The organism is Flavobacterium cyanobacteriorum (genome assembly GCF_002251835.1).
In the GTDB taxonomy this organism is placed as follows: Bacteria; Bacteroidota; Bacteroidia; order Flavobacteriales; family Flavobacteriaceae; genus Flavobacterium; species Flavobacterium cyanobacteriorum.
This window is the reverse complement of sequence record NZ_NOXV01000107.1, coordinates 1-3,062: the sequence shown is the minus strand read 5'-3', so window position 1 is coordinate 3,062 and position 3,062 is coordinate 1. Positions and strand designations below refer to the sequence as shown.

Genomic DNA, 3,062 nt, shown 5'->3' with positions numbered 1-3,062 from the left:
ACTAAAGTTCATTTAAAAGCACAAAGCTCCAGGTTTGCACGCGATGCACTGAACTTGCCGAAGTGTCACCCCGCCAGAGGCACAACGGGTGATGCCGGCCGGGCTTCTTTTCTTTCTAAGTGTTAATGTCTGCATATTACTCGCCCCACAAATGATAAACTTTCAATTCTGTCCCATCTGCATTTAAAATAGCATAACCATTTTCAAAAGTCTCCCGGGTATTTCCCGGTTCAACTTTCAGCCAGGTCGTTTGAAAAATAAATAGTCGGTTGTCGGTTGTTTCCAGTTTTGGTAAAATGCTTCCGTTTAATATATCAAGGGAATAGTCGTCATTTTTTAGTTTAGAAAAACTGTTTTTGGTTAATGTGTCTACAGAAAATGTAATGGTGTCCAAAAGTTTCCAGTCATTTTTATCCGCAAATTCAATTATTTCTTTTTCGGTAAATGTATTAGCTGATTTATTTTTCCAATTTATTTCTCTGTGTCCGCCCCAAGGTCCTTGGTCACTGCTTTTTGTCAAGATTAAGTCTTTACGAAAGCCTGTCCAGAAACCGGCAGGTGTTGTCTTGGTGCAAGAAGTCACTAAAATTGTCAGGCAGGAAATGGCCAGTATATGTCTAATTGTTAGTTTCAAAATTGTCTGTCTGTTTGGTTCGTGCCGTTTTTTAAGATGCCCGTAACGTTTTGCGTGTTGCCGCAGTTGGCGGTTGAGGCAAACATAATTATTTTTCTTACTAAGATAAACGTTTTTCGTGTAAACAAAACGCCACCTTTGCACTTACCAGTCATTGCGGAATATACAAGGAAAAAAGAACTTACCCAAAATGCGCTGCCAAGTTTATGTACAAGGCTTGAATCCGGAGGGAAACACTTCTTTAAAAGCCCCTTTTTTGATAGCAAAACGAATGTTTTTTCGCCATCTTTTTTTTGAACAACACCAACTACTCCGAATATAAACCCCCGTTTAAAAATTTATCTTTTGGAAGGGGTTGTGCAATGGTTATGTGTGTTGGCCGTAGTTTTGATTTGAAAATTATTGTTTTTAAAAGCATATTTAGTTTAGAATAACAAAAATACCCGCCATTTTAAGGGGTACAATTTGAAATCTATTTGACAAAAATTTAATAGCCTACTTTTTTTCCAGAAGTTCAACCAATTCGTAACCGTCGACAGTGTCGACGGTACGAATTAGGTAATTTTGAATTTTAACATAGTTTGCGGTTCCGAATTGTGTTCTGTCAATGCTGTCAGTCGCACTTTCATGAATCCATTTTACAGTTTTAAATTTGAGTTTCAAATTATCGTCATTAACTTCCCATATTCCGGAGCTCTTAATTGCACAAGTCTTATAATGAAATGTACTGTCGCTTAATATCAGTTGCGTATTGACTACAAAATACACTTTTTTATCGTTATTAAGCAATTCGTGATATTTATTTATAGAGTTTAATGCTTCATATTTTTGCAATGAAGTTTCAGACTTGCTATCACAACCGCTAAGCGCTAAAAATATTATCAATACGAAATGTAAATACATGTGCCTAATTTAGATAATTATTTATTTGTGAACTATTAAGGCCTTTTAAATTATCTACTTCAAATATTAATAAATCTAAAAAATCTTTGAAATCATTGTTAGATGTTTTGCTTTTAATTTTTTGGAAAAGGTCTTTGAGATCAGCGGCTAAGTTATTATCAATTATTTTATTGGTGCTATTATTCAAATAATCATCGATTGGCTGACCTAATTTAAAAGATATATTATACATATCAACCAGCAAATCCATATCTAGCACCTTTGCTAAATGTAAATTTGTGTAGTAATACATGTAAACATAAGTTTTCCCTTTCGTGGTGGAATTTAATTTATCCTTCAAATTATAGAGTTTGGCAAGGGGTAAATTAGAGATAAATGTGTCAAAACTCTCTTGTCCAATTTTACTTTTTATTTCAGCTCCTACTTTTTTTCTGCTGCACGTTCCTTCTTCACTTTCAGCTCCACCGCCATCTTGGATAGTCGTGTCTTGGTCTTGTGGACCCTGCGGCGGCGCCCAACAGTAATATCCATTGCAAAGAGATCCTGGAGTACCATTCGCGCATCGATGTACCGCTAAACTACATGGGTCACCAGCCATTCTATGAACATTGCCGTTTTCATTGCGAATGACTGTTACAGATTTTAGAAAGTTAGCATTATTTCGTAAATGCCGATTTAATAAATGAAATCTTAAATCATTGTTACTGTAATCCAAAGCAAATTCTTCGTAACTATCCAATCTGATTAGGCTGTAGTCACAGGTTGGAAAGTACATCGAAGACAGAAATACAATGTCTTTAACGTCAGTGTCTAAAGTGTTCTTCGGAAATCCGTCAACTAAAGAAAATTTAGAATTTATGATTGAGTATAGATAAAATGACAGGTTTGACTTTGAAATATCATAGATATAAAATCCGACGCCTTTCAATTCTCCAGTGTTTAAATGGAATCCCGTTATACCAATAATTTTGTAACTGTCGCTTTTAAATTTTTGAAAACTTTCAATTTGTTCTTTTGTCAAAAGTTTTAACGGAAATAGAGTCTTATATAGGTTTCCTACCTCTCTATTTGCTAAAAAATTGGTTTGGTAAAGACTAGAATTTTTATTTAAACTGTTTTTGTCTAAATATAGTACCTCAATTTCGTCATCATTGAAATAACTCATCTTTACAGTTTTTGCAACCTTTTCAAAATCAATTATATTTCGAAGTTGTTGATCTTCGTTTGGTTCGTTTTCGCACGATAATAGAATGAACGATGCCAGAAATAATATGATTAGCTTTTTCATGATTAATTACTTTAAAAGTTTTTATGTTTGAGTATTTACGACACTTTGGATTAAATAATTAGAAATAAAATTGTAACCGTTACTATTTCTTAACGTGAATTCAATGGTATCCGCTAACGATTTATCAGATTAAAATTTAGTTTGTCAAAATTTTCATCTAACATTCATTATTTCAAAATTATGGTTTTTTAGCAATCCTGTCCTAAATAAAATTTAACACTATCAAACTTAACCATT

The 3,062-nt window shown here is 33.6% G+C and carries 3 protein-coding genes; all 3 read right to left on the bottom strand.

All coding sequences use genetic code 11. The features are described 5' to 3' along the window. Positions 1 to 136 precede the first annotated feature (136 nt). Positions 137 to 634: a hypothetical protein gene (locus tag CHU92_RS01260; RefSeq protein ID WP_129582973.1), complete on the bottom strand. Its 498-nt coding sequence runs from the start codon at positions 632 to 634 to the stop codon at positions 137 to 139. Positions 635 to 1,129: 495 nt separating this feature from the next. Next, positions 1,130 to 1,537, bottom strand: coding sequence for a hypothetical protein (locus tag CHU92_RS01250; protein ID WP_129582972.1), 408 nt, complete (start codon positions 1,535 to 1,537; stop codon positions 1,130 to 1,132). 4 nt (positions 1,538 to 1,541) lie between these two features. Beyond that, positions 1,542 to 2,825: a hypothetical protein gene (locus tag CHU92_RS01245; protein WP_094411799.1), complete on the bottom strand. Its 1,284-nt coding sequence runs from the start codon at positions 2,823 to 2,825 to the stop codon at positions 1,542 to 1,544. Positions 2,826 to 3,062: the final 237 nt, after the last annotated feature.